Here is a 23,411-nt window from a genome sequence, read left to right on the forward strand (position 1 = left end):
CAAATAATGACCCAACTGACTTGCTTTAAAGCTTACGATATTCGCGGCAAACTGGGCAGCGAGCTGAACGAAGAGATTGCCTATAAAATAGGCCGTGCCTATGGCCAGATTTACCAGCCAAAAACTGTGGCGATTGGCTGCGATATCCGTTTAAGCAGTGAAGACTTAAAACAGGCCACCATCAAAGGCCTGAATGATGCAGGTGTAAATGTCCTTGATCTGGGTATGACTGGCACCGAAGAAGTCTATTTTGCCGCCTTCCATCTGGATGTCCAAGGCGGGATTGAAATCACTGCCAGTCACAACCCGATGGACTATAACGGCATGAAACTGGTGCGCGAGAATGCCCGTCCAATCAGTGCCGATACTGGCTTAAAAGAAATTCAGGCCTTAGCAGAAGCCGCTACATTTACCGAAGTCGCAGCCCAAGGAACCACACAGTCCTACAATATTTTGCCGGAATTTGTAGATCATCTGATGACCTATATTGATCCAGCCAAGATTCGCCCAATGAAGCTGGTGGTGAATGCCGGCAATGGTGCTGCAGGTCATGTCATTGATGCGATTGAAGATAAATTCAAGGCCCTGAATGTTCCGGTGGAGTTTGTCAAAATTCACCATGAAGCCGATGGCACGTTTCCGAATGGGATTCCGAACCCGATTCTGGTAGAAAACCGCGACAGCACCCGCGAGGCAGTACTGGCGCATGGCGCAGATCTGGGCATTGCCTGGGATGGCGACTTTGACCGCTGCTTCCTGTTTGATGAAAAAGGCCAGTTTATTGAAGGTTATTACATCGTGGGTCTGTTAGCACAGGCTTTCTTGTTGAAACAGTCCGGTGAAAAAATTGTGCATGATCCGCGTCTGGTCTGGAACACTTTTGATGTGGTGGAGCAGTATCAGGGTGAAGCAATCCAGTCCAAATCAGGGCATGCCTTTATTAAAGATGTGATGCGTGAGCACAACGCGGTTTATGGCGGGGAAATGAGTGCCCACCACTATTTCCGTGACTTTGCCTATTGTGATAGCGGCATGATTCCATGGTTACTGGCGATTGCGGTGCTGTCTGAAACCGGTCAATCCTTATCGAGTCTGGTAGAAGAGATGATTGCCAAGTTCCCATGCTCAGGTGAAATTAATTTTAAAGTGGCCGATACCCAGGCCACCATTCAAAAGATTTTTGAGCACTATGCCGATCAGAACCCGGCCATTGACCAGACCGATGGCGTAAGTCTGGATTTTGGCGCCTGGCGTTTTAATGTGCGGGCTTCCAATACCGAACCTTTGCTGCGTTTGAATATTGAAAGCCGCCGTGACCAGCAACCCAAACCAATGCAAGACTATGTCGATGAATTGACCCGCTTGATTCAGGCTTAATATAAAAAATGGAGCTCAACGCTCCATTTTTTATTGTACTGAGATGAAGATGTGACTAACGATAGCCATTTGGATTCTGTTTTTGCCAGTTCCAGCTATCAGCCAGCATATCTTCTAGTGACAATTTAGCCTGCCAACCAAGCTCAGTTTGTGCGCGCTGGCAATCAGCATAGAAACTGGCCAGATCTCCATCACGTCGTGCTGCGAATTCAAAGGGAATTTGCACAGCATTAACAGCCTCAAAAGTTTCTTTAATCTTCAGCACTGAAATTGGGTGTCCGGTCCCAATGTTCCAGGCCCGGCAGCCAGACTCAGTCAGGCGATTCTCAACAGCTAAAACATGAGCCTGTGCCAGGTCGACGACATGAATAAAATCTCGCTCACATGTACCATCCTGAGTTGGATAGTCATTGCCAAAAATAGAGAGTTTTTCACGACGACCCACGGCCACCTGGGTCACATAAGGCATCAGGTTATTTGGAATCCCTTGCGGGTCTTCACCAATCTGGCCACTTTTATGCGCGCCGACCGGGTTAAAATAACGTAATAAGGCAATTGACCAGCGCTCATCAGCCATCGCCAGTTTTTCCAACATTTGTTCGATCACCAGTTTGGTATAGCCATAATTATTATTTGGCATACTTAATGGCATATCTTCCTGATAAGGCGATGGATTATATTCCCCATAAACTGTTGCAGAGGAACTGAAGACCAGTTTAAACACCCCTGCGCGTTGCATCGCCTGCGCCAGACTGATAGAACCCGCAATATTATGCTCAAAATAAGCCAGTGGAATTTGCTGACTTTCCCCCACCGCTTTAAGACCGGCAAAATGAATCACCGCATCAATCTTGTGCTGCTGGAACAGCTGATCCAGACCGGCACCATCCCGAATATCCCCTTCAATAAAATGGAGACTTTTCTGGGTCAGTGCTTGTACCCGTTGTAATGATTCTGCTGAACTGTTTGATAAATTATCCAGCACCACCACCTGATGCCCGGCATTGAGCAGTTCCAGACAGGTATGCGAACCAATATAACCGGCGCCACCGGTGACCAGAATATTAGCCATCTGATTTTCCTAATAAAATTTGTAATAAACCCTGTGTCGAAGCGTCCAGTGCCGATACATCCTGCTGCTGGCCATTTAAAATTGGCAACAGCTGATTGGCAATTTCCTTGCCCTTTTCTACGCCCCACTGATCAAAGGGGTTAATATTCCAGATCACCGACTGGACAAAGACCTTATGCTCATACAAGGCAATCAACATCCCCAAGCTATACGGGTTCAGTTCCTGAATCAGGAAAGTTGAACTCGGCTGATTACCGGCATATTGCTTATACGGTGGCAGACTGGCCAGCTCGGCCTGATCCAGTGCCTGATTGCCAAAAGCCAGTAAGCGCGATTGCGCCAGACAGTTAGACAGCGCCAGATGGTGCTGTTCGACCAGCGCCTCTGCACTTTCGGCATAGGTAAACTGGTTGGCATTGTAGCGTTTCACCGGCGCAATAAAATCACAGCTAACCGCCTGTGTACCCTGATGCAGCAGCTGATAAAACGCATGCTGGGCATTCGGTCCTACTTCACCCCAGACAATTGGACAGGTATCCAGTTCGACTGCGTCACCACTGCGCTGAATCGATTTACCATTCGATTCCATTTCCAGCTGCTGCAGATAAGAGGCAAAATATTTTAAGCGGCCATCATAGGGCAAAACTGCATGGGTCTGAATATCCAGAAAATTATTGTTCCAGATGCCCAATAAACCCATCAACACCGGAATATTCTGTGCAAAGGGTGCGGTCTGGAAATGCTGATCCACCGCATAGGCACCGGCCAAAAAGGCTTTAAAGCCTTCTACCCCAATAATTAGCGCAATTGGCAAACCGATACAAGACCAGAGTGAATAACGGCCACCGACCCAATCCCACAGCAGGAACTGGTTTTCTGGCGCGATACCCCATGCGGTCATTTTATCAGGCTTGGTCGAGACCCCAACAAAATGATGCTGTAATACACGTGCCTGTTTGCCCAAGGCTTTTTCCAGCCATAAACGGACGGTTTGCGCATTGGACAAGGTATCAATGGTGCCAAAAGACTTGGAGGAAATAATAAATAACGTGGTTTCCGGACGCAGCTTATGCAGCAGATCCGAGAGCTGGCTGCCATCCATGGTCGAAACAAAATGCACGCTCAGTGGCTTGGCACTTGGATGTTTAAAATCGGACAGTGCCTGAGTCGCCATCAAAGGGCCCAAGTCTGAACCACCGACGCCGATATTGACCACATCCTGAATTACTTCACCGGTGGCACCGCGGCATTGTCCGGCATGAATTTTTTCTACCAGCTGATACATACGCTGTAGCTGGGCCTGCACCTGCTCAGCCAGTTCCGGATGAGTACTGCCCTGTTCCGGCAAACGCAGCGCCCAATGCATGGCTGCACGCTGTTCGGTATAGTTAATCGTATCGGTGGAAAACAGGGTGTTGATCCAGCCCGATAAGTCATGTGCCTCAGCAAAGCGAATCAGCTGCGCCAGTACTTCGGCATCGATCCGCTGCTTGCTATAATCGAAAACCAGCGATTTTAAACGTACGGAGAAGTGCTCGAAACGCTGCGCATCCTGTGCAAATAAATCGGTTAAATGGCGCTGTTCAAACTGATTTTTTAAAGTCTGTAACTGTAATAACAGTGAATCACGCGTATGTACCGCTGCTGAACTGCTCATTAGCGTCCTACTCCCATATAGGCAAAGCCTTGCGCTTTGACAAACTGCGGATCATAGATATTACGTCCATCTAAAATTAACGGATGCTGCATACTGTTGAGTAGGGTTTTATAGTCCGGACTCCAGTAATGTTTCCAGGCGGTTAACAGGCACAGCGCATGGCTGTCTTTGACGGCTTCATACTGGTCCTGACACAAGATCAGATCATCGCGTTCGCCATACAATGCCTGAATTTCTGGCAAGGCTTGCGGATCGTGTAATTTAACCGTGAGCCCTTGTGCCCAGAGTGCCTTGAGCATGGCGTGAATCGGTGAATGGTGCACGCGTGAAGTATTTTCCTTAAACGCGGCGCCCCAGATGGCAATGGTTTTGCCTTTTAAATTGCCCTGATAATAGTTCCACAGTTTGCGAAACAGCAGTTCTTTTTGCTGCTCGTTAATTTCCCAGACCTGGGCCAAAAGCTGGCTTTTCACCCCGGTGGTTGAAACGGTATTGGCCAAAGTCAGGACATCATGCGAGAAGTTTTCTCCGCCAAAACCGGCGCCCGGATACATATAGGACGCGCCAATCCGGCTATCGGCGGCCATGCCCTGACGCACATGCTCAATATCAATCCCCAGTTTTTCTGCCACCACAGCCAAGTCATTGATATAACTGATCCGGGTTGCCAGCATGCCGGAAATACTCAGCTTGGTAAATTCCGCATCCAGCACCGGCATAAACAGGTATTGCTGCTTACGCGGGAATAAAGGACGTAAAAATTCCTGCACTTTACTCTGCACCTGCGGGTTCATACAGCCCACGGTCAGCTGTTCCGCTTGGGTGATACTGGCCAGTGCATTGCCTTCCTGGCTCATATCCGGCAAATACACCCAGTCATCTTCAGGCAGTAGCTGTTTCAGACGTGCCGTACCCTGCAGACCGAGGGTCGAGGCATTGATCATCAGTTTCGGATGAATGATCGGACGCTGCTGGAGCTGCTGCAACAGTTCAATCAGTAGTGGCTCTTCAGCCGGGTTCAGGCTAAACAGATAGACATCCATCTCTAGACCCAGCTCTTTCAGGCTACAGTAATGCAGAAAGCCTTGGGCATGTTGCTGCTGCAGCAGGCGATTGACCGCCTCATCCTGAAAGTCAGGCGCTTCCGGGCTATCTTGCTCGAAAATGTCACACCAGTAGACCTTGTGCCCACATTCTGCCAATAGCGCCGCCATCACCCCGGCATAAAGCGTTCGACCAAAAACTGCAACCTTCATGCTGACCTCTGCCCTGTATTAGTCTTTAAGTTCCTGAATCAACTGTTTAAATGCTACACCTAAACTTGGGTGGCCCACTCCGTAATGCAAGACGGCCTTTAAATAGCCCAGTTTGCTGCCGCAATCAAAGGTCTGGCCTTTCATGCGGTAGGCTTCGACGGTTTCCAGCTGCTGTAATGCAGCAATGGCATCGGTCAGCTGGATTTCATTCCCGGCCCCTTTCGGTGTGGCGGCCAACAGCTGCATAATTTTGGCCGGTAATACATAACGCCCGATCACGGAAAGATTAGACGGTGCAGTACCGACCGCCGGTTTCTCGACAATCCCCTGCATTGCCGCACTCTGGCCTTCTGCAGGGGCAGCGGCAACATCCACAATGCCATATTGATCGACCAGATGCTCCGGCACAGCCTCGACCATAATCTGCGCTGCTTGGGTGGCATTAAAACGTTCAATCATTAAAGCCAGATCGTTTTTTTCTGCTTGGTCTTTCACCAGCACATCTGGCAGTAACACGGCAAAAGCCTCATCACCGACAATATCTTTGGCACACAGCACCGCATGACCCAGGCCCAGCGGCTGTGGCTGACGCACACTAACTACACTGACTTGTGGTGGTAGAATTTCGGTAATTTCTTTTAGCAAATCCCACTTTTGCTTCTGCTCTAACGTGGTTTCCAGCTCAAAGTTACGGTCGAAGTAGTTTTCAATTGACGCTTTGGAAGAATGTGTAACCAGAATAATCTGTTCAATACCGGCAGCAACCGCTTCACGCACCACATATTCAATCGCTGGACGATCGACCACCGTCACCATTTCTTTGGGAATAGATTTACTGGCTGGTAAAAAACGGGTACCCAAACCTGCAACAGGTAAAATCGCCTTCTTAATCATATATTTTAACCTGATCTCGACATTTTAATTCACTTTAACTTCTTTACCACGCTGATAGCCATCAACATAGTGCTCCAGCTGGCTTAATGCCCAATCAATATCCGATTGCACGGCAGTTAAATCATTGAAGCGTTCAAAGACCTGCAATAACTCATCCAGAGGATACATTTTTTCATAAGAACGTAAAATCCGGCTATGTTGCGTCACTTCGGTATTATCGGCATCAATCAGTAATTCTTCGTAAAGTTTTTCGCCGGGACGTAAACCGGAGTACTGGATTTCAATATCGCCGTCCTGACTGTCGGCTTCACGGACTTTCAGACCGCTGAGGGCAATCATCTGACGGGCCAGATCCTGAATCCGTACCGGCTCGCCCATATCCAGCAGGAACACATCGCCACCATGACCCAAGGCACCAGCCTGAATCACCAGCTGTGAGGCTTCAGGAATGGTCATAAAGAAACGGGTCACGTCCGGATGGGTCACGGTAATCGGGCCGCCCTTGGCAATCTGCTGTTTAAATAATGGCACCACAGACCCCGATGAACCAAGCACGTTCCCAAAACGTACAATACTGATCTGGGTCTGGTCCTGCGCTTCCGCCATGGCCTGACAGTACAGCTCGGCCATACGTTTTGATGCGCCCATGACATTGGTCGGACGCACTGCTTTGTCGGTTGAAATCAGCACAAAGGTTTCAACGCCATTTTTGACGGCTGCATTTAAACTAAAAGCGGTACCAATTGCATTATTTTTCAAGCCAGCAATCGGGTTACATTCTACCAGCGGCACATGCTTATACGCCGCCGCATGATAGACCGTCTGCACCGCATATTGTTCAATAATCCGTTCCAGTTTGGCCTGATCCAGGACCGTACCCAGAATCGGAATAATTTCGACATTGGACGCCAGACGCAGTTCTTTATCAATGCTGTACAGGGCAAATTCGGTCAGCTCATAAATCACCAGTTTCTGTGGCTGGTTTTTAATAATCTGGCGGCATAATTCAGAACCAATTGAACCACCAGCACCCGTGACCATCACCACTTTGTCTTTAATATTTTTTTCTAGCAGCTCTGCCACCGGCGGCACCGGATCACGGCCCAGCAAGTCAATAATATCAACTTCCTGAATATCGGAGACGCGGATTTCACCATCCACCAGTTTGGTCAGACCCGGAATTTCAGTAATTTTTAAATGGGCAGGTTCCAGAAATTTGACAATTTCACTTTTGCGGCTACGCCCCACAGAAGGCAGCGCAATCAGGATTTCATCAATCCGCAATTTGGCAAAACATTTAAGTGCTGTTTCCGGCAAATAGACATCAATACCGCCAATATTCTGTCCACTTAAAGACGGATTATCATCAATAAAGAAAATCGGTAAATGTTCATTGGAACGGGTTAAAGTCGCAGCGACCTGCTGACCAGCATTGCCTGCTCCATAAATTGCGATGCGTTTTTTCGGTACGCCCGCCTGCACATAAGAACGGACAATAAAACGGATGATTCCTCGGCTAAACCACACCCAGGCGAACATCATAAAGCCGAACATCAGTGGAATAGAAGTTGGAATAAAAGCATCTGTTAAATAGGCCAAGGCATAGAGTCCCGCCACCGCCAGGAAAGTTGCCAGGCCCAGTTTGACCATAAACACTTCATTGTAAGTACGTACAATAAAGCGGTACACCCCAAACACAAACAGCAGGATAACCGCAATTGCACTGACCCACAGTGAACCAAACGGAATATTCGGCACCACCTCTGCACCAAGGTCAAACTGACGAATGGCATAACACAGCCAGATCAGCACTGGAAATACACAGAAATCCAAAATGACCAGGAAAGCCAGTTTGGCAGCACGGGGGGATTCGACGAGAGGAATAACGATGGATTTCATATAGTTTTCAATAAGTCATATCTTAATTTAAAAGAATTTGTTATTAAGATTTATGTCCAATACGGGTCCCCACCTCTAAAAAAGAGCCAGACGGAATTCTCTGTCCGCCTGCGATGTTTACACCAACACTTAAATGACTAAAGTGTTCGATCACCACATCATGATCTAGCAAGGTCCCAATATTAAGAAGCACACCATCTTGAATAATCGTATTCGTGCCAATTATACACCCTGCCATAATACTTACCCCCTGACCAATTTGAGCAGAAGGTGAAATTACAGCCTGTGGATGTATGATAGTGGCGAGTGGTATTGATAAATCAAGCAGTAATTGTTGCCATTTTTGTCGTATTTGGTTATTTCCAACCGCAACAATTGCCTCCACATTTTCTTGCTGAAGCTGAGACAAGTTTTGAATATTTGAGATAATTGAATATTGGCCTACTTGTTTTTGCTCAGGCCAGCGGTCATCCACAAAGTAAATCTGCTGCCATTGTGCAGATAACGCTGCCACTTCAGCAATGGATTGACCAAAGCCCCCTGCCCCCAGAATCAGCAGATTTTTTTTAGGCATCTGGATGTCCTGCTTTTAATTTCATTGCAATTAATATAAGCGGTAAATAGGCCACCAATACCATAAACTCTGGATAAGCCAATGGCTGGGTAACGGTATAATAGGCCAGTGGCAATAACCACACTAAGTTAATGGCTGCTACAGCCAATGTCACAGGCGTATGACTACCCCATTTGCGCGACAAGATTTGGTAACTATGACTGCGATGGGCATCATACATTTTATAACCACTCAGCACGCGCTTAATAAGGGTATAGGTGGCATCCACCACAAACACCCCTAAACAAATAATCCATGCACAAAACAGGGCTAAATTTTCTTTGAGGGCTATGAGTGCCAAAATACCTAAGGTTAACCCTAAAAACCCACTACAGGCATCACCCATAAAAATTTTGGCTTTTGGAAAGTTCCATAATAGAAAACCAAATACACAGGCTGCCAATAACCACAAGATGTCTGAATTAACTGAGGTATTTAGCACAGTATATAAAATTGCCATACTGACTGTGGTAGTGATGGCCTCAACACTGGCAATACCGTTAATGCCATCCATAAAGTTATATAGATTCAGCAACCATACCAAAAACAGTACAGCAATAATATTGGCAATAAAGCCCAGCTCTAAACTATTAAAAACGGTCACTTCAGCAAAACCACCCAAGCTCATCACCACGCCAATCGCCACTAAAAAATGTATGGCTAAGCGCAGCATGGAGTTGATATGCCCGTGGTCATCTAAAAAACCAAGTAAAGCGATAACAAAACCTGCAGCCATCAGGGTTAAACCTATATGAACTGACAGTTGTTGACTATAGATCAGCACAATCAAAGCCAACAAGTAGCTACACACCACCGCTACACCACCACCGCGGGGTGTGGGGACACTATGAGAGCTACGTTCATTGGGGTTGTCTATTATATTTTTCTTGAGGGCGTAAGCTCTCATAAAATAGGTCGTGGTAAACGCAAGAATAAAGAAAATAAAAATAGGGAGGAGAGACATATCTGTGACTAGGCTCAATTTTTATGTGATGTATTAAACATTTTTTCTAGGCTTGTATCGACACTATAGGGTGCAGTCCAACCTAAAAGTTGAGTATTTTTTGTAGTATCTACCACCAGCTCTGAACATAGGCGTGATGCAACTGCTTTTTTCCCCACCAAACTTGCCAGAAAATTAATCAAGCTTTTAGGTACAGGTAGCATTAATAATTTGTTGTTTTGACATTTAGCTAATTTTTCAAATAGCTGTTTAACTGAAATATCATCTTGATCACTCGCTATAAATACTTCTCGGTTGGCATTTGGGTGAGTCATACACGTATGAATCAGGTCAGCTAAGTTATAGACGCTCACCATACTGCGTTTATTGTCTAAGCAACCAATCGGTAAAGGGAGTTTTTTACTTGCCAAGTTCACCATACTTTTAAAGTTGGCTTTTACTTTCGGTCCATAAATGAGGACGGGACGAATAATAACCACTTCTAAACCTGTACGTTGAGAAAGCGCAAGTAAGGCTTGTTCTGCTTCATATTTGGATAAGCCATACGGGTCATCTGTGTGGACATCGTCATTAGGACAAAAGGCTTGCGTGGTGGTTTGTTCACCATTCACCTTAATACTACTTAAGTAAATGAAACGTTTTACCCCACTTTCTACTGCTTTTTGTGCAAGATTTAAGGTGCCTTGTACATTGGTTTGGCGGTATGCTTCAAGTGGCGATGCAGCAGTTTCATGCATGACATGCGCACGACCTGCACAATGAATAATAATCTCAACCTGGCCCAGATCAATATTATCTAGATTATCATTTAGGTCAAAATTGATATTTTTAATATTAGGATGAGCAAATGTTTGGGCTTGGCGAGTATGTGCTAAAACAGAATAGTCTTTTTCAGCCAAAAACTGAGTTAAATACTGCCCTAAGAAGCCGTTACTGCCTGTAATTAAAATATTCATTCCTTACTACCCGCCTGATCTAATTTATTAATAACTTTTAGAATTTTTTGCATAGCTATAGGCTCAGCATAATTTTCAATCAAAATATTACGCGGTGAATTTAGTTTATACTGAGTAAAATTAAGCGTTATATCATCTAATTTCTTTGCAAGTGCTTCTATATCTTCTGGTGGTGTTGTCCATCCAATATTATGTTGAGTTACCATAGTTGAGACTTCTGCCTGTTCCTCCATAATAGCTAAGATAGGCTTATCTGCAGCCATAGTGAAATACGACTTGCTAGGCACTCCTAACCCCAACATTCCCTCAGTTAATGTCACTAAAGCAACATCACACGCATTTAGACCAATAGATTTCTCTTTTTGGTCTAATGCCCCCCAAAAATAGACATTATCCAGTTTTAGCTGATTAATTTTTTCTTCCAGAATAGAGGCATATGCTCCATCCCCAATAAAAATAAATTTAGCTAGAGGTAGATATTTCATTTTTTGAATTGCTTGACAAATAACATCTACACCTTGTACACGGCCAATATTTCCAAAAAATTGAAATACTACCGAATCTGTATTATGCCAATTAAGTTCTTTTAGTATTTTATTTTCAGATTTTTTTTGTACTTCGATATCTTTATAGTCAATCCAGTTCTGTATAACATGAATATTATTCAGTTGGGTCTTGCTATATACCAACTCTTTCATATCATTTCCGATCACAATCACTTGATCAGCACTTGTATATACTTTATCAAAAAAATATTTTAGAAATTTATAAAAATAGCTTTTATTTTTTAAAACTTTAGCAGCAACAAGGTTCTCTGGGAAAACATCATGCACTAACAACACCCATTTAAAACCAATTATTTTTTTTGTAAAAAAAATGATTATTAATAAAAAAATAGGAGTTGTTCCTGTAAAAACAGTACTACCCTTTTTAACATTTCTTAAAATCTCCAAAAGAAACTTAAGTGAAATACTAACTTCATATAGGAATCTTTTTAATAAGCTTCTCTTATCTAACTTTGGAGAGCTAATAAAATGAGCATTACTATATTGAGGACAATGCTCATCTTCTTTCGCGATTAAAACAAGATCTATATCACTTTGCTCATTCAAAAAATTATACAGCTTTCCTAATAAATAGCCTGTTGTATTCTGATTTTCATGATAATACTCAGTAATTAAATAAATCTTGTTTTTCATCTTAAAACCTTAATATTTCTTCCACACCACACGGTTCACGTAATCGGTATAGCTTAGAATAATACGAGCCACCTTCTCACTCACATTTGGCATACTATAGTCTGCCACCAGACGTAGCAGTCGATCTTCACCACGAGGTTGATGGTCTAGAATTTCTAAGCCTTGCAAAATACGCTCTGCCGTTAGGCCCACCATCATCACGGCAGCCTCTTCCATCCCTTCTGGACGCTCATGTGCCTGACGCAAGTTCAAAGCAGGGAAATTTAGAATTGAAGATTCTTCATTAATGGTGCCACTGTCCGATAAAGTTGCTTTGGCAGAAAGTTGCAGCTTATTATAATCACTAAACCCAAGAGGTTTTAATAATTGAATCAGTGGATGAAACTCAATTTTCAGCTCTTCAATGCGCTTACGGGTACGTGGATGTGTTGAAACAATTACAGGATACTGATACTTCTCTGCAACTGAATTCAGCATTTGAACCAGGTCTAAAAAGTTTTGATTAGAGTTAATGTTTTCTTCACGATGCGCGCTGACAATAAAATATTGATGCTCTTTTAAACCTAAACGCGCCAATACATCTGAAGCTTCAATTTTAGCTTTGTAATGATGCAGCACTTCAAACATCGGACTACCTGTTTTAATTACCTGATCTGCGGGCAAGCCTTCTGCCAACAAGTAATCTCGTGCAATCGTACTGTAGGTTAAATTAATATCAGCGGTATGATCGACAATACGACGGTTAATTTCTTCAGGTACGCGCATATCAAAACAGCGGTTTCCTGCTTCCATATGGAAAGTTGGAATTTTACGACGTTTTGCTGGCAATACGGCCATACAGCTATTGGTATCACCCAATACCAGTAAGGCTTCTGGTTGAACTTGCTCGAGTACTTTATCTACAGCAATAATGACATTACCAATGGTTTCTGCACCTGTTGCACCTGCAGCATTCAAGAAATGATCAGGTTTACGAATACCCAAATCGGTAAAGAAAATTTCATTAAGCTCATAATCATAGTTTTGACCAGTATGAACCAAAACATGATCAAAATATTGATCACATGCTGCCATCACACGCGATAAACGAATAATTTCCGGGCGTGTGCCCACCACCGTCATTAATTTTAATTTTTTCACAACTTTTTACTCTTTAATGGGTTAATGGCATTGCATACGTATCCGGTTTTTCACGGTCAAATATTTCATTTGCCCATAACATCACCACCATTTCATCTTCACCAATATTGGTAATGTCATGCGTCCAGCCAGGTACAGTTTCTACAATTCGTGGTTCATCACCACATGTTTCGAGCTCATAGAACTCACCTGTCACCACATGCTTAAACTTAAATAATGCTTTCCCTTTAATCACCAAAAACTTTTCTGTTTTGGTGTGGTGATAATGTCCACCACGGGTAATACCTGGATGTGCAGTAAAATAGGAGAACTGCCCTGCATCGGGTGTTTTTAGCATTTCAACAAACACACCACGCTGGTCACCATATTTAGGTATGCTATAGTCAAATTGTTCAGGTTTTAAGAAACTTAAATACGTCGAATATAAAGCGCGAGTTAAACCTGTGCCAACTCGATCTGTAATTAAACTTTCACGGGACTGTTTAAAACCTGCCAAGGTTTTTGCTAAATCACCCACGCTAATTTGGTATTCCGGCTGGATGGCAAAAACTTGCTCTACCTGCTGCGTACCTTGAATAATATTCCAGAATGATTCCACGACATCATCTACATAGACCAAACGGATCATGGCATTTTCATCATGAATCTGAATAGGTAAGTCATGTGCAGTGTTGTAACAAAAGGTCGCCACAGCCGAGTTATAGTTAGGACGTGACCATTTACCAAATACATTGGCTAAACGGCAAATATATACAGGATTACCTTGTTGCTGGTTTAGCTCTAATAATACCTGCTCACCACCGAGTTTACTCTGCCCGTAGGCATTGTCACGCTCTGCCTGAATTGATGAAGAAAGAATAACCGGAGTCTGCTTTTTTGCCTGTTTGAGAATATCTGCAATTTTCTGGGTAAGGGTGATATTCCCCTCAATAAATTCTTGCTCATTTAAGGGGCGGTTAATACCTGCTAAATGCACAATCCAGTCTGCAGCAAGTACCGATTGTTCTAGCTCTGCTGGAGTAGAATTACGGTTAAATTTTAAAACTTCAACCTCTGGCTTTTCAGACAAAAACTGAATCAGATTTTTTGCAATAAAGCCGTTTGAACCGGTAACTAAAATTTTCATGTTTAAGCCTCTGGATCTACATATTGACCTTGAGTTAAAGCACGTACGAATTCGAGTTTTAATAATAACTTTTTCATACCTTCAACATCTAAGCGTTCAGTATTATGTGAGTTATAATCTTCAAATTCTGTAATTTTTGAGTCACCTTCTTCTACATACTTTTCATAGTTGAGGTCACGCTGATCTGCTGGTACTCGGAAGTAATAACCCTGATCTATGGCAACCACCATTTCTTCACGGCTAAGTAGTGCCTCATAGGCTTTCTCGCCATGACGTGTCCCCATGATTGAAACTGGATGTTCTTCTACACTCAGCAATTCTTTTAATGCCTGTGCCAAGACTTCAATGGTTGCTGCCGGTGCTTTTTGTACAAAAATATCGCCATTTTCACCATGCTCAAACGCATACAACACCAAATCGACTGCATCTTCCAAAGTCATCATGAAACGAGTCATATTAGGGTCTGTAATGGTGAGGGGTTTACCTTGGCGAATCTGGTCTACAAATAACGGAATAACCGAACCACGAGATGCCATGACATTACCGTAACGTGTCCCACAAATTACCGTTTCCAGTTCTTCTAAGTTACGAGATTTTGCCACCATGACTTTCTCCATCATGGCTTTAGAAATGCCCATGGCATTAATTGGATATACAGCTTTGTCTGTACTTAGGCAAACCACACGTTTTACACGGTTTTGAATAGCTGCTTCCAATACATTTTCTGTACCCAGTACATTGGTTTTCACCGCTTCCATAGGGTGAAATTCGCAAGATGGAACTTGTTTCAGTGCAGCGGCATGGTAAATATAGTCGACACCACGTGTTGCATTCAGCACACTGTTATAGTCACGGACATCACCAATATAGAATTTAAGTTTAGATGATTGATATTTTTTACGCATATCATCTTGCTTTTTTTCATCACGGCTAAAGATACGGATTTCTTTAATATCTGTTTCTAAAAAGCGTTTTAGAACAGCATTACCGAATGATCCTGTGCCGCCTGTAATAAGAAGGGTTTTATTAAAAAACATTTTAATCCTTTAATTAATGAAAAATAAATAATTTATATTAAAATATTCGATATATCTTTTGAGCTAAAATATCATATGATAAGAGATTATGTGCTATCTCTAAAGATTTTTTAGACATATCTAATAATAGATCAGGATCAAGTGAGATATTATCTAGAATTTCAGAAATTTCAGAATCTCTGTTAATTAACCAACCATTACCCTTAACAAAAGGCTTATGACTTTTAACATTCTTTAAAATTACTGCATTTCTCAAACATAAGCTTTGTTGCATTGTTGCTGATTGTGAACCTGGTTGTATATATAAATCACTAGCACAGAGTAATTTTTGAATTTCATTTGCATCTACCCAACCTAAATACTTAATACGTTTATCTTCGCTAATTAAGCTTAATGCTTCTTCTTCAATATCTTTATCTAAACTTCCGGCCACAACATAAATAAACCTATCATCGCTATTTTTCTTAAACTCTCTTAATGCTTCTATCAAATGTTTTCTTCTATTAAGTTTTCCTGTTTGAAGTAGCATTATTTTATCAGCATTGATATTTAACTCTTTACGTTTAGAAAATCTCTTTGAATTGTAGTTTTCATCATCTAAACAAACTCCTCCCAAGGGATAAAACTCTACTTTATTCTTAGGTGCCTCATAAAAATCGATAGCAAAATCCATTGTATCCATCGAAATACAAAAAATTTTATCCACTTCTTTTAGAATGCTTTTAAAAATCGGTTTGTAAAAAAACTTATGAAATATCTTTGAGTAAAATGTCAAAGCAGAATTATACTTATCACTATGACAATCTAAGATAATTTTAATTTTAGGATTTTTTTCCTTATATAGCAGTAGCGTTCTTAACTCAAAAGCAGAAAGACCATGAAAATATATTAAATCAGGTTTAATTTCATCTAGTAATGCAAAAACCCCTTCATAACTTCTAATCTTGCTTTGAATTATTTTAGGAATTTTTTGATTGTATGGAACTCTATAAACAAAAGCTCCATCTGTACCGGTATAATTTTTTGGCTCTAAATAAATAGTATTACCATTATTATCCAATGATTCAGTTGATGCTATTACATTTACATGATTACCATCATTAACATTTTGTTGGACTAATAGGTTTTCTTGATAACTATGACCATCAAGATACACACATGATAAACACAAATGTACAATATTCACTTTTCCAGCTCTTCTAAAAATTTAACAGGGTCATCAAAAAAAACAGATAGTTTTTTAAGTTTTTCTTCGCTAAAATTCCACCATTCAGTGCCCAGCAATTTATTCCTAGTTTCTTCATCAAACCTATACTTAATTATCTTAGCGGGATTGCCTACTACAATAGCATAAGGAGGAATATCTTTTGTTACAACGCTACCTGCCCCAACTACCGCTCCAACTCCGATATTAACTCCTGATTTTACTGTTACCCTGTTTCCAATCCATACATCATGTCCAATATAGGTATATATTTTTGGCAAATAATTTAAATTTCCAAATTTGATTTTCGAACTATCTTTATGGCTTAAAAAAACACTACTTGTGGACACAAAATGCATAGGATGATCAATCCCACCAATTATAACATTATCAGAAATACAACAAAATTTCCCTATATTTGTATTAATAATATTACAATCATATCCACAATAACTATAATCACTAATTTTTGAATTAAAAAATTGTGAGCCACTATTAATTTTCACATAATCACCAACCGTACAATTTCTAATGGAATAAAATCTCAATTTTTTAAAAAATTTATTCAAAAATAACAAAAATATAAATTTCATAATATTTCCTTACTCAAATTATTATGTGCAAATATACACAAAAAAAATAAAGTAAAAAATAGAAAATTACCAAGAACACTTGAAGAGATCATCATTGATATAAGCAATATAAAAAATAAAATAAAATTAGTCTTATTAATAATCATTATTAACCCAACCCCCCAAATAAAGGTTAAAATTCCAACCCATCCTAACCAATATCCTATTTCAACGATCAAAAAATGTGGATTATTGAATAATAAGCTATCAAAATTTGCTGAATTAGCATACCTATTATAATTCTTTATTTCGCCTGAGCCCAACCCTAGATTAAAAATATTCTTAAAAAAATAAATATATGATTCTGAGCGAACGCCGATAGATTCATCTGAATTCAAACCATTTTTATAGAACTCACTAATGCTTTCAATTCGAGTACTAACTCTATTACCCACATCACTAAAGCTATTCAAAAAATAAGTAGAAAAGAATACAAATATTAAAATCAAAATTAATAAGTAACCATAATTTTTTATACTATTATAATTTTTTGAAATATATAAAATTAAGATCAACAGCATTGCAGATCTTGAACCTGCCAATAAAATGATTATAAAAATCATTAACCAAATCAGTTTGATATTTAATTTTGACATTTCATTATTTATACTAATAAAAATACAGGATAACAATAAAATCGTCAAGGCCAAATCATTAGGATTATAAAAAGTACCCGTAATTGAAAAATTATTCTCATACTCTAAGCTTGGTGAAAGCCCTACCCCATATGTAAATTTTGACACTTGTGCTAAACAAACTAATAGCTGCAAAAAAATAAATACAGCAATATTTTTAGATAAAAAAAACTTAAATTCTTTTGAATTAAAATTATTAGAGCAACATATATATACCAAAATAGGAATTAATAAAAACGTAAGAAAATAACCCGAAAAATACTTACCTTCAAAAGGATTATATATATAATATAACATAGCTATTAAAGAAAATGGAACAAAACTTAAAACCAATAACCATTGCTGTTTAGAATATTTTTCAGGTTTAATTAATTCAATAATAAAAAACAATAAAATACCCAAAGCCACCAAACTAAAACTTAATGGATTGGTCAAAAAATAACTAAAAAAACTTGAAAAAAATATAACAAATATTAAAAATTTATATATAGTGATTTTTCTCAATAAAATCATATTAATTCCAAATTTATCCAAATCATTAATCATTAATCATTAATCATTAATTTTATGTTTTTAAAAGACAAAACACCTATAATTAATGCAAAAAACCACATAAGATATCTATACAAACTTTCTATAGGAATAAATAAGTTTATAATTCCAACTATTAAAATAAATAATGTTAGAAAATGAGTTTTCTGTGTCGAAAAGCTACGCCAAATCATTTTAGAGAACGTAGTTCTCAATAAATAAAACACCCAAAATGACACAGCTAATGAAATAGCTGCACCTGAAGCTCCTAGTTTTGGAACTAATAAATAATTTCCAATTATACCAATTAACATGGTAATAATAGATGCATACATAGAAAACTTAGTTTTTCTAGTAATTGCTATACCAACTGCTGTTGTCTCGGAAAGAGTATAAAATAAAGGGCCTATCAAACATACCGTAATTAAAAGTTGTACTTTCTCATACTCTTGAGGTAATAAGTATGGAATTACCCAACCAAATATACCTGAAGCAACTATTACAAAATAAACTGCTGCAAGAACATACTCTGAAATTTGGTCAATTTTTTGATAATCGATATTCCCCGTGCTCACCCATTTATATACCATAGGCGCCCAAATGGTATTAAAAATTCCAGCAATCATTGTAGCTACACCAGCTAAACTCATTGCAACAGAATATATTCCCAACTCACTATAAGTAGTCATTCCACGCAAAAATAGTTTATCTACAGTATTTAACCCCCATGAAGCAAGCCCACCAACCCACAATGGAAATGAAAATACCAAATATGTCTTAAACTGCTGTCTATCAATTTTCATATTAATTGCTGGCAACCAATCTTTTTTTGTATTCCAAGCATAGATAATAAAGGCAAAGTATAAAGTTAATGCATTAGCCGTCAGCAAATTATATGAATCTCTAGAATATCCCCACCAAACTGTAAGTAATATAAAAAACAACAATAATACTTTTGGCAATAACTGACTCATAGAAAAAGCAAAAGCTCTTTCTTGCATACGTAAAATTAAAGATAAAAACCTTGAAAGTAATGCTATCAAGAAACATGCTATTGTAATTAAACTTAAATAAACGCTCTCAATATCATATAACCAATAAGAAATAAAATATGGATCAATAATAAATAATGAAACTAATATTAAAAGGCATAGGGCTAAGCTAGGAAAAACTACTGTTTTCAATAATAAAGGCTTATTATTTGTATCATGGTATTCACGAACGTATACTTGATCCAAACCTAAACAAAAAAATAAAATTGAAAAACTAGTAAAAACTTGGAGCATTGAAATACGCCCTACATCTTCTACAGAATAGAACCACGTTATTATAGGTAGACTCAACAATCCTAATAACCCAGAACCTATTGGTCCTAAAGCATACCCTAAAATTGTTTTTTTATTCATTTGAACTGCTAGGCTCTGTATAAATTTTAGTTAATTTTTCAATTACAGCTTTTTCACTAAAATTTTCCAAACAATATTGTCTAATTTTTAAAGAATCGAATTTATTCCAATTTTGATGAAGTTCTAAAAACGCTTCGGTCATTTCTCTTTCTGAGTTTTTTGAGATTAGATATCCGACTTCAGGTGTCACTATAGATTCTGGTCCACCACATTTAGTTGCTATCACTGGTTTACCTAATGCTAAAGCTTCTACAAGTACAACACCAAAAGTCTCATACTCACTAGATAAAACAAAAGCATTGGATAATGCCATTTCTTCTTTTACTCGTTGACGACTTAATTTTCCTAAAAAAACAACTTGTGACTCTACCCCTAAATCTTTAGTTAATATCTTCAATTCAGACATTAAGCTACCATCACCACCAATCTTTAAACGTACTTTTTTATTATCCTTGAAAGCCTTAGCAAATGAGGAGATCAAGAGATCAACTCGTTTCTTCTTTTCTAAAAAACATACATTAATAAATGTAAAATATTCTTCTGTATCTAAAGTTTGTTCAAAACTAATAAATTCATCACTAACAATATTAGGAATATAAGTCCATTTCTGTGTTTCAAATAATTTATTTAATAGCGATGAAAACTCCTCACTAACAGCAATACAAACTTTAGCATTACTCACCACTTGTTTTAGAGAACTAATTTCATCTAAAGGAATCAAGCTTCTAGCAAATGCCGTTGAATGTTCTGTAACCACATAAGGGATACCGTATTTAGTCTTAATGATTTGCGCAACATACCCTGCGTATAACATTGAATGCACGTGAATAATGTCAGGTTTACCAAACTGCTCTACGTAAGTATCAAAGAGTTTTAATGCAATTTTAATCCAATGACTTTTATTATAGTTTTTATTTTTTGGAATATAATTGACTGTATACCACCTAATTGTATTAACACCTTCATCATTTTCAACAGTTAAACCATAAGGTTTTTTAAGAATCCTCTTAATATTTCTTAAACTACGTATTTGTGGATAAATCACACCAACCTGATACCCTACTTTCCTAAGAGCAATTGCTTGTTCTCTAAAAAAACTTCCGCCAATATCTCCACTAAATTGTGGATACCATGACGGAATAATTAAAATATGCTTTGGTTCTTTCATTAGTATATCCACAGCCTTAAATACATTTTACTTTAATGAGTTAACAATTTTTTCTTGTGCTTCAATAGTTAAGTAAGGATGCATCGGTAAACTCAATACTCTTTCTGCAACAACATCCCCTACAGGCAACACTGCATTAACATCTGCAACAGCAGGCTGCTTATTTAACGGAATTGGGTAATGCACAGCAGTTGGAATACCCTGTTCTTTCAACTTTGCTTGTACTTCACTACGGTTTTCTACCTGAATGGTATACTGCGCCCAAGCACTCTGATTATGCACTTCAATAAACGGAGTTGTTAAAATACCAGTTTCATTGAAAAGTTTAGTATAAGTATCCGCCACACGCTGACGCGCCTGCATTTCATCGTCCAAAATTGCTAGTTTTGGCAATAAAATAGCCGCTTGCAACGTATCTAAACGACTGTTTACCCCAACACGAATATGATGATAACGACGGTCTTGCCCATGACGTGCAATCTGACGAATCACTTTAGCCAGCTCTTCATCGTTGGTAAAAATAGCACCACCATCACCATAACAACCTAAAGGCTTACTTGGGAAAAAGCTAGTGCATGCCACGGTACTTAAATTACAGCTTTTGCGCCCTTTATAGGTCGCACCAAAACTTTGTGCAGCATCTTCAATCACGGGAATATTATATTTAGCAGCAATTGCATTAATTGCATCAAAATCTGCACATTGTCCATACAGACTTACTGGAATAATCGCTTTAGTACGTGGCGTAATGGCTGCTTCTAATTTTTCTACATCTAAGTTGTAGGTTTTCAGGTTCACATCTACATAAATAGGTGTCGCACCCAACACTGCCACAGTTTCTGCTGTTGCAATATAGGTAAAACCTGGAGTAATCACTTCATCACCAGGCCCTACACCAAATGCCATTTGGGCAATTTGCAGAGCATCTGTACCATTGGCACAAGTAATACAATATTTAGCACCCACATAAGCCGCTAACTTTTCTTCTAGCTCTGCAACTTCAGGCCCTAAGATATACTGACCATGAGCCAATACTCGCTGAATACCCTCATCAATTTCAGCTTTAATACGTGACTGCTGTGCTTTTAAATCAATAAATTCAATCATGCTGCAACCTGCTCTTTTGTTACAACCTTACCATTCAATCGGTAAATCGCCCCTGTATGCTCACATACAACTTGTGCCTCACCCTCTAACGGTAAATTCAACTGTTCACCAAATTCACTCATCCATCCAATTTGTTTTGCAGGTACGCCTACCATCAGAGCATAAGCAGGTACATCTTTATTTACTACAGCACCCGCACCTACAAATGAATACTCACCAATCGTGACACCACAAACAATGGTGCAGTTAGCACCTAATGTTGCACCCTTTTTCACAAGCGTATTACGGTATTCATCTTTACGTTCAATGAGTGAACGTGGGTTATATACATTGGTAAATACCATGCTCGGCCCACAGAATACACCTTCTTCAAGGGTGACATTGTCATAAACCGATACATTATTTTGTACTTTACAGTAGTCGCCTATAGTGACCTTATTGCCCACAAAAACATTCTGTCCCAATGAAACGCCACGGCCAATTTTTGCACCACCACATACATGTACAAAATGCCAGACTCGTGAACCTTCACCAATTTGTGCACCTGCATCTACAATGGCACTTTCATGTTGATAAAAACTCATACAGATTTCACCTTTGCCAATAATGGATGTGGATTTTCTGGCTGCTCAACTACAGGTGCAACACGAATAACTTCAACGGTTTCAATCGCAGCACGGTTTTCTTCTACCCCATAGCCTTTACCTTCCAAAATACGTTGGTAACTTTGAGTATGTAAATCTGTAAAACCACCTGAAAATTCAAGCTCTTCATTTTCAATGGTAATACTACGATACGTCAGTTTCTCGCCCTGTACAGCATTTTCAGGTAAATTATTGGCATCAATCGACAAGAACCAGCGTACACGGGCACGTTCATATTCCAAATAACCCGATGCTGTTTTTTCATCACGATAATGCACTTCATTTTTCACAATTTTGCCAAAAATAAAATGCAGCATGTCATAAAAGTGCACACCAATATTGGTTGCTACACCACCCGATTTATTATCAACCCCTTTCCACGATTTTAAGTACCACTTACCCCGTGACGTAAGATAAGTTAAATCTACATCAAAAATTTTATCTGCTGGCGCAGCTTGGACTTTATCACGTAATGCAATAATTGAAGGATGTAAACGTAACTGCAAAATCGAGTTTACTTTTGCGCCATATTGTTTTTCATATTCAGATAACAGATTTAAATCTTCTGAATTAAGTACCAATGGTTTTTCACAAATCACATCTATGCCATTTTTTAAGGCATATTTCATATGAGGTGCATGTAAATAGTTTGGTGAACAAATCGCAACATAATCCAGCTTTTCACCTTTGAGCTTTTGATCCTCTACATAGGCTTCAAATTCTTCAAACTCGGTAAAAAACTCGGCTTCAGGGAAATGACTATCCATAATTCCAACAGAGTCATTCACATCCATAGCAACGGCTAAAGTATTACCTGTTTCTTTAATTGCTTTTAAGTGACGTGGTGCGATATATCCTGCAGCACCAATAAGGGCAAATTTTTTCATGTTGTTC

Annotated in this window: 21 protein-coding genes; 1 reads left to right on the forward strand and 20 read right to left on the reverse strand. The window is 39.6% G+C overall.

Going from position 1 to position 23,411, the window contains the following annotated elements:
* Positions 1–6: 6 nt before the first annotated feature.
* Positions 7–1,377, forward strand: coding sequence for a phosphomannomutase CpsG (locus FTT64_RS10240; protein ID WP_180182351.1), 1,371 nt, complete (start codon positions 7–9; stop codon positions 1,375–1,377).
* Positions 1,378–1,432: 55 nt separating this feature from the next.
* On the opposite strand, the gene galE is transcribed toward FTT64_RS10240, so the two are convergent.
* The 20 genes from galE to FTT64_RS10340 are packed head-to-tail and all read right to left on the reverse strand — an operon-like array spanning position 1,433 to position 23,404.
* A complete protein-coding gene (gene galE / locus FTT64_RS10245) occupies positions 1,433–2,449 on the reverse strand; it encodes a UDP-glucose 4-epimerase GalE (protein ID WP_180182350.1) in 1,017 nt (338 codons plus the stop codon).
* A complete protein-coding gene (gene pgi, locus FTT64_RS10250) occupies positions 2,442–4,106 on the reverse strand; it encodes a glucose-6-phosphate isomerase (RefSeq protein ID WP_180182349.1) in 1,665 nt (554 codons plus the stop codon). Before pgi ends, galE begins: the two co-directional genes overlap by 8 nt.
* Complete coding sequence (locus tag FTT64_RS10255) at positions 4,106–5,362, reverse strand: nucleotide sugar dehydrogenase (RefSeq protein WP_104484443.1); 1,257 nt, start codon at positions 5,360–5,362, stop codon at positions 4,106–4,108. Before FTT64_RS10255 ends, pgi begins: the two co-directional genes overlap by 1 nt.
* A gap of 18 nt (positions 5,363–5,380) precedes the next feature.
* Positions 5,381–6,256, reverse strand: coding sequence for a UTP--glucose-1-phosphate uridylyltransferase GalU (galU, locus tag FTT64_RS10260; protein WP_180182348.1), 876 nt, complete (start codon positions 6,254–6,256; stop codon positions 5,381–5,383).
* 24 nt (positions 6,257–6,280) lie between these two features.
* Entirely contained in the window at positions 6,281–8,155 is a 1,875-nt protein-coding gene (locus tag FTT64_RS10265) for a nucleoside-diphosphate sugar epimerase/dehydratase (RefSeq protein WP_180182347.1), read from the reverse strand.
* A 43-nt stretch (positions 8,156–8,198) separates the two neighbouring features.
* On the reverse strand, positions 8,199–8,729 hold the full coding sequence (locus FTT64_RS10270) for an acetyltransferase (protein ID WP_156188687.1): 531 nt from the start codon (positions 8,727–8,729) through the stop codon (positions 8,199–8,201).
* Positions 8,722–9,732: a glycosyltransferase family 4 protein gene (locus FTT64_RS10275; protein WP_180182346.1), complete on the reverse strand. Its 1,011-nt coding sequence runs from the start codon at positions 9,730–9,732 to the stop codon at positions 8,722–8,724. Before FTT64_RS10275 ends, FTT64_RS10270 begins: the two co-directional genes overlap by 8 nt.
* 14 nt (positions 9,733–9,746) lie before the next feature.
* Positions 9,747–10,688, reverse strand: coding sequence for an NAD-dependent epimerase/dehydratase family protein (locus tag FTT64_RS10280; protein WP_180182345.1), 942 nt, complete (start codon positions 10,686–10,688; stop codon positions 9,747–9,749).
* The gene (locus FTT64_RS10285) at positions 10,685–11,887 is read right to left on the reverse strand and encodes a glycosyltransferase family 4 protein (protein WP_180182344.1); all 1,203 of its coding nucleotides are present in this window, start codon (positions 11,885–11,887) and stop codon (positions 10,685–10,687) included. Before FTT64_RS10285 ends, FTT64_RS10280 begins: the two co-directional genes overlap by 4 nt.
* 9 nt (positions 11,888–11,896) lie before the next feature.
* The gene (gene wecB, locus FTT64_RS10290; RefSeq protein ID WP_180182343.1) at positions 11,897–13,027 is read right to left on the reverse strand and encodes a non-hydrolyzing UDP-N-acetylglucosamine 2-epimerase; all 1,131 of its coding nucleotides are present in this window, start codon (positions 13,025–13,027) and stop codon (positions 11,897–11,899) included.
* Between the two features lie 13 nt (positions 13,028–13,040).
* Positions 13,041–14,153, reverse strand: coding sequence for an NAD-dependent epimerase/dehydratase family protein (locus FTT64_RS10295; protein ID WP_104989292.1), 1,113 nt, complete (start codon positions 14,151–14,153; stop codon positions 13,041–13,043).
* 2 nt (positions 14,154–14,155) lie between these two features.
* Positions 14,156–15,190, reverse strand: coding sequence for a polysaccharide biosynthesis protein (locus FTT64_RS10300; RefSeq protein WP_180182342.1), 1,035 nt, complete (start codon positions 15,188–15,190; stop codon positions 14,156–14,158).
* A 37-nt stretch (positions 15,191–15,227) separates the two neighbouring features.
* The gene (locus FTT64_RS10305; RefSeq protein ID WP_180182341.1) at positions 15,228–16,376 is read right to left on the reverse strand and encodes a glycosyltransferase family 4 protein; all 1,149 of its coding nucleotides are present in this window, start codon (positions 16,374–16,376) and stop codon (positions 15,228–15,230) included.
* Positions 16,373–16,987 (reverse strand): CatB-related O-acetyltransferase, encoded by a 615-nt coding sequence (locus tag FTT64_RS14550; RefSeq protein ID WP_180182340.1) that lies wholly within the window; start codon positions 16,985–16,987, stop codon positions 16,373–16,375. Before FTT64_RS14550 ends, FTT64_RS10305 begins: the two co-directional genes overlap by 4 nt.
* Positions 16,984–18,207: an O-antigen ligase family protein gene (locus FTT64_RS10315; protein ID WP_180182339.1), complete on the reverse strand. Its 1,224-nt coding sequence runs from the start codon at positions 18,205–18,207 to the stop codon at positions 16,984–16,986. Before FTT64_RS10315 ends, FTT64_RS14550 begins: the two co-directional genes overlap by 4 nt.
* Positions 18,207–19,598 carry an oligosaccharide flippase family protein gene (locus FTT64_RS10320; RefSeq protein WP_180182338.1) on the reverse strand — a complete coding sequence of 464 codons (1,392 nt, stop codon included), beginning with the start codon at positions 19,596–19,598 and terminating at the stop codon, positions 18,207–18,209. Before FTT64_RS10320 ends, FTT64_RS10315 begins: the two co-directional genes overlap by 1 nt.
* Positions 19,591–20,766 (reverse strand): glycosyltransferase, encoded by a 1,176-nt coding sequence (locus FTT64_RS10325; protein WP_180182337.1) that lies wholly within the window; start codon positions 20,764–20,766, stop codon positions 19,591–19,593. The genes FTT64_RS10320 and FTT64_RS10325 overlap by 8 nt, the downstream gene beginning before the upstream one ends.
* A gap of 27 nt (positions 20,767–20,793) precedes the next feature.
* Positions 20,794–21,873: a DegT/DnrJ/EryC1/StrS aminotransferase family protein gene (locus tag FTT64_RS10330; RefSeq protein ID WP_180182336.1), complete on the reverse strand. Its 1,080-nt coding sequence runs from the start codon at positions 21,871–21,873 to the stop codon at positions 20,794–20,796.
* Complete coding sequence (gene wbpD, locus FTT64_RS10335) at positions 21,870–22,457, reverse strand: UDP-2-acetamido-3-amino-2,3-dideoxy-D-glucuronate N-acetyltransferase (RefSeq protein ID WP_180182335.1); 588 nt, start codon at positions 22,455–22,457, stop codon at positions 21,870–21,872. Before wbpD ends, FTT64_RS10330 begins: the two co-directional genes overlap by 4 nt.
* Entirely contained in the window at positions 22,454–23,404 is a 951-nt protein-coding gene (locus FTT64_RS10340; protein ID WP_104489044.1) for a Gfo/Idh/MocA family protein, read from the reverse strand. Before FTT64_RS10340 ends, wbpD begins: the two co-directional genes overlap by 4 nt.
* Positions 23,405–23,411 lie beyond the last annotated feature (7 nt).

Source organism: Acinetobacter sp. Q186-3 (assembly GCF_013420655.1).
GTDB classification, from domain to species: domain Bacteria; phylum Pseudomonadota; class Gammaproteobacteria; order Pseudomonadales; family Moraxellaceae; genus Acinetobacter; species Acinetobacter indicus.

Bases quoted from the DNA above. Each gene is read 5' to 3' on its own strand.
- FTT64_RS10240 (WP_180182351.1), top strand. From the start codon at position 7: ATGACCCAACTGACTTGCTTTAAAGCTTACGATATTCGCGGCAAACTG.
- galE (WP_180182350.1), bottom strand. From the start codon at position 2,449: ATGGCTAATATTCTGGTCACCGGTGGCGCCGGTTATATTGGTTCGCAT.
- pgi (WP_180182349.1), bottom strand. From the start codon at position 4,106: ATGAGCAGTTCAGCAGCGGTACATACGCGTGATTCACTGTTATTACAG.
- FTT64_RS10255 (WP_104484443.1), bottom strand. From the start codon at position 5,362: ATGAAGGTTGCAGTTTTTGGTCGAACGCTTTATGCCGGGGTGATGGCG.
- galU (WP_180182348.1), bottom strand. From the start codon at position 6,256: ATGATTAAGAAGGCGATTTTACCTGTTGCAGGTTTGGGTACCCGTTTT.
- FTT64_RS10265 (WP_180182347.1), bottom strand. From the start codon at position 8,155: ATGAAATCCATCGTTATTCCTCTCGTCGAATCCCCCCGTGCTGCCAAA.
- FTT64_RS10270 (WP_156188687.1), bottom strand. From the start codon at position 8,729: ATGCCTAAAAAAAATCTGCTGATTCTGGGGGCAGGGGGCTTTGGTCAA.
- FTT64_RS10275 (WP_180182346.1), bottom strand. From the start codon at position 9,732: ATGTCTCTCCTCCCTATTTTTATTTTCTTTATTCTTGCGTTTACCACG.
- FTT64_RS10280 (WP_180182345.1), bottom strand. From the start codon at position 10,688: ATGAATATTTTAATTACAGGCAGTAACGGCTTCTTAGGGCAGTATTTA.
- FTT64_RS10285 (WP_180182344.1), bottom strand. From the start codon at position 11,887: ATGAAAAACAAGATTTATTTAATTACTGAGTATTATCATGAAAATCAG.
- FTT64_RS10295 (WP_104989292.1), bottom strand. From the start codon at position 14,153: ATGAAAATTTTAGTTACCGGTTCAAACGGCTTTATTGCAAAAAATCTG.
- FTT64_RS10300 (WP_180182342.1), bottom strand. From the start codon at position 15,190: ATGTTTTTTAATAAAACCCTTCTTATTACAGGCGGCACAGGATCATTC.
- FTT64_RS14550 (WP_180182340.1), bottom strand. From the start codon at position 16,987: ATGAAATTTATATTTTTGTTATTTTTGAATAAATTTTTTAAAAAATTG.
- FTT64_RS10315 (WP_180182339.1), bottom strand. From the start codon at position 18,207: ATGATTAATGATTTGGATAAATTTGGAATTAATATGATTTTATTGAGA.
- FTT64_RS10320 (WP_180182338.1), bottom strand. From the start codon at position 19,598: ATGAATAAAAAAACAATTTTAGGGTATGCTTTAGGACCAATAGGTTCT.
- FTT64_RS10325 (WP_180182337.1), bottom strand. From the start codon at position 20,766: ATGAAAGAACCAAAGCATATTTTAATTATTCCGTCATGGTATCCACAA.
- FTT64_RS10330 (WP_180182336.1), bottom strand. From the start codon at position 21,873: ATGATTGAATTTATTGATTTAAAAGCACAGCAGTCACGTATTAAAGCT.
- wbpD (WP_180182335.1), bottom strand. From the start codon at position 22,457: ATGAGTTTTTATCAACATGAAAGTGCCATTGTAGATGCAGGTGCACAA.
- FTT64_RS10340 (WP_104489044.1), bottom strand. From the start codon at position 23,404: ATGAAAAAATTTGCCCTTATTGGTGCTGCAGGATATATCGCACCACGT.